Here is a 3,246-nt window from a genome sequence, read left to right on the forward strand (position 1 = left end):
GCCAGTCCCCCTGCGTGATGTCGAGTCGGTACGGCATTCGGCACTCCCTCCGCTGGCACGCCCGGCGCCCGCGCGCCCGAGCACGACTGAGCCGGGCGGGCGCCCCCCGGAGGAGGCCCCACGCCCGGCTCACATGCTCCACCCGTCGTCCGAAACCGGACAAGGGGCGGGCGGCCCGGGAAACGGCGTCCGAGCGCGCGGCGGCGTCGGAGTGCCCGGCGGCGCCGGCGGCGGGGTCAGCGCCCCTGCGTCGCGTAGCCGCGGTCGACCGGGGGCAGCGCGCCCGGCCCGAGCAGCGGCCGCAGCGCACCCGCCCGCATCCGGTCCACCAGCGGTCCGCAGCGCCCGGCGAGCGGCGCCAGCACCACCGCGACCAGCAGCCCGACCAGCGCGCCCACCGCCACGTCGTGCGGGTAGTGCACGCCGACCCAGACCCGGGAGGCGGCCATCAGCGCCGCGAACAGGCCGGCCACCCAGCCGAGCCGCCGGTCGACGAACCAGAGCGCGGCCGCGGCGGCGAAGGCGATCACCGAGTGGTTGCTCGGGAAGGACCAGTCCCCGGTGCCCGGGCAGGTCTCCAGCGCGACGCTGCCGGGGATCTGGGCGCACGGCCGGAGCTCCTCGACCGCGCCCTTGAACACCGAGTTGACGCCGTACGCGACGACCACGATCACCGGCGAGGCGAGCACCCTGGCCATCACGGCCGAGTCCGCGCCGCGCGCCCGCCACCACGCGAGGAGCATGAAGACCGCGAACAGTCCGAGGCCGAGCGCCGACCAGACCTTGATCACCTCGTCCAGCCAGTGCGGGGCCGACTGCGCCCAGCCGTTGACCCGGGTGTACAGGCCGCCGTCGATTCCGCTGCCGTCGTACACGGCGAGCGCCCGGGATGGCGTCACATGTCACCTCCGTGACGTCGCGCCTTACGGGCGCGGAACAGTTCGAGAACAATGGGGAGCACGGAGACAACTACTACCAGACCGATGATGGGCAGCAGATATCGGTCGATGCTGGGGACGGACGAGCCGAGCCCGTACCCGGCGAGCACCACGCCGACCGTCCAGACCACGCCGCCGAGCACCTGCCAGAGGGTGAACGAGCGGACCGGCACGTCGAGTACGCCGCAGAGCGGATTCAGCACCGTTCGGACCACCGGGATGAACCGGGCGAGCACGATCGCCTTGCCGTGCCCGTACTTGGTCAGCAGCTCCTCGGCCCGCGCCACGCCCTCCAGCAGGCTCTTGCCCCGGGTCCGGGCCAGCAGCGCCCGGCCGCCGCGGCGGCCGATCAGGTAGCCGACCTGGGCTCCGACGAGCGCGCCGACCAGGGCGGCGGGCAGCACCTGCCACAGGTGCAGCTGCGGGCCCTTGGTGGCGCCGGGGACGCAGAGCAGTCCGGCGGTGAACAGCAGCGAGTCACCGGGCAGGAAGAAGCCCACCAGCAGGCCGGTCTCGGCGAACAGCACCACGGCGATGCCGAGCGCACCGAAGGCGGCGAGCAGTGAGGACGCGTCCAGCGGGTTCACCGCGAGGTGAACGGCCGGATCGGCGAGGAACTGGAGCAAGGCCGACGGACCTCCCGTACGTTGGGGGGCGGTTCGCATCGGAACCCGCCCGGACCGTCTACAGTTGCGTAGACGGTCTACATGACTGTAGACGATACTTGGAGGAAGCGCCGCCATGCCCGACGTACCGTCCGCCCGCCGGCCCGCCGGGGAGCTGGAGGCCGAGGTGCTGGCCGCCCTCTGGTCCGCCCGGCAGCCGATGACGCCGCAGGACGTCCAGGCCGCGCTCGGCGGGGACCTCGCCCGCACCACCATCGCCACGATCCTCGGCCGACTGTTCGACAAGGGCACGGTCGTGCGTACCCGGGCCGGCCGGGCCTACGCCTACACCCCGACCGTCCAGGACACCGCGGGGCTCGCCGCCCGCCGGATGCACACCGAGCTCGGCCGCGAGGCCGACCGCTCCACCGTGCTGGCCCGCTTCGTCTCCGACCTCTCCACCGAGGACGAGCAGCTGCTGCGCGAACTGCTCGGCGACGGCGCCCCGGGCGCGGAGGCGTCCGGGGCCGGCGCCGCGGGCCCGGACACCGCGGGCCCGGGCACCCCGGGAGCGGCCGGCCGATGATGCTCGCCGTCTGGGTCCCGCTGCTGCTGCCCTTCCTGGCCGCCCCGCTGGCCCGCCGCCTCGCCGAGGCGCTGCCGCCGCGGGCCGCCGCCTGGATGCTGGCCGCGACCACCGCCGTACTGGCCGGCGGCACGCTCTGCTCGCTCGGCCTGCTCGCCGCCGACGGGCTGCTCCAGCTCCCGCCCGTCGCCGCCCTCGGCCACCTCTCGCTGCCCTGGCTCACCGCGGCCTCGCCCGCCGCGCCGTTCGCGGCCGCGCTCGCCGCCCTGGCGCTGCTCGGGCTCGGCGCACTGGCGGCGCGCACCGTCCACCGGCGGCAGCGGGAGCTGCGCACCGCCCGGGCCGCGCTCCCGGCCCACGACCACCCCGGCCGACCCACCGACGGCGCCGGCGCCGCCAGCGGCACCGACCGCACCGACCGCACCGACCGCACCGACCGCACCGACCGCACCGACCGCCACCGTACGGACCGGACGGACCGGACGGACCGGACGGGCGCCCACCGGCCGGGCCGCGCCCCCTCCCCTGCCCAGCATTCGGACATGCGCCCCCCGCGCGCCTCCGTGCGCCGGTCACGCCCCTCGGCGTGGCCGCCCGCGCTCACCCGGCTCGCCGCCCGGCTGCGGCCGGTCGCCCTCCTGCGGCCCGCCGCGCTGTTCCGGCCCGCCGACCACCCGCTCACCGTGCTGGACGACGACTGCGCCGACGCCTTCGCCCTGCCCGGCCGCCTGGGCCGCCCCGGCCGACCGGGCGAGCCCGGCCGGATCGTGGTCACCTCCGGCATGCTGCGCGCCCTCGACGGCCCCGAGCGCTCCGCCCTGCTCGCCCACGAACGGGCCCACCTGACCGCCCGCCACCACCTCTTCCTCGCCCTCGCCGAGCACGCCGCCGACGTCCATCCGGCACTGCGCCCGCTGCGCGCACCCCTCGGGTACCACCTGGAGCGCTGGGCCGACGAGGTCGCGGCGGCCCGGGTCGGCGACCGCGCCGTGACCGCCCGCGCGGTCGGCCGGGCGGCCCTGGCCGCGAGCCGTTCCTCCTGGCCGGCCCGCCCCCGGACGGTCGCCACCGCCCACTCCGGCCCGGTCCCGCGCCGGGTCGCCGCACTGCTCCGGCC

General features: G+C 76.8%; 4 protein-coding genes. 2 read left to right on the forward strand and 2 right to left on the reverse strand.

Going from position 1 to position 3,246, the window contains the following annotated elements:
- Window positions 1-236: 236 nt before the first annotated feature.
- Together ACIQOV_RS34095 and ACIQOV_RS34100 are read right to left on the reverse strand one after the other, a co-directional pair.
- Window positions 237-899 carry a phosphatase PAP2 family protein gene (locus ACIQOV_RS34095; RefSeq protein WP_401054663.1) on the reverse strand — a complete coding sequence of 221 codons (663 nt, stop codon included), beginning with the start codon at window positions 897-899 and terminating at the stop codon, window positions 237-239.
- The gene (locus tag ACIQOV_RS34100) at window positions 896-1,564 is read right to left on the reverse strand and encodes a DedA family protein (RefSeq protein ID WP_401054664.1); all 669 of its coding nucleotides are present in this window, start codon (window positions 1,562-1,564) and stop codon (window positions 896-898) included. Before ACIQOV_RS34100 ends, ACIQOV_RS34095 begins: the two co-directional genes overlap by 4 nt.
- A gap of 115 nt (window positions 1,565-1,679) precedes the next feature.
- Between ACIQOV_RS34100 and ACIQOV_RS34105 the strand changes: the two genes are divergently transcribed.
- Window positions 1,680-2,129, forward strand: a complete 450-nt coding sequence (locus ACIQOV_RS34105) for a BlaI/MecI/CopY family transcriptional regulator (RefSeq protein ID WP_401054665.1) — start codon at window positions 1,680-1,682, stop codon at window positions 2,127-2,129.
- The coding region (locus tag ACIQOV_RS34110) for a M48 family metalloprotease (RefSeq protein WP_401054666.1) at window positions 2,126-3,246 on the forward strand (1,121 nt) is incomplete at its 3' end. The genes ACIQOV_RS34105 and ACIQOV_RS34110, both read left to right, overlap by 4 nt.

Origin of the sequence: Kitasatospora sp. NPDC091257, from assembly GCF_044757675.1 — a bacterium.
GTDB lineage: Bacteria > Actinomycetota > Actinomycetes > Streptomycetales > Streptomycetaceae > Kitasatospora > Kitasatospora lactacystinica.

What these genes read in the sequence shown, in the direction of transcription:
- ACIQOV_RS34105 (WP_401054665.1), top strand. Translation starts at nt 1,680, where the DNA reads ATGCCCGACGTACCGTCCGCCCGCCGGCCCGCCGGGGAGCTGGAGGCC.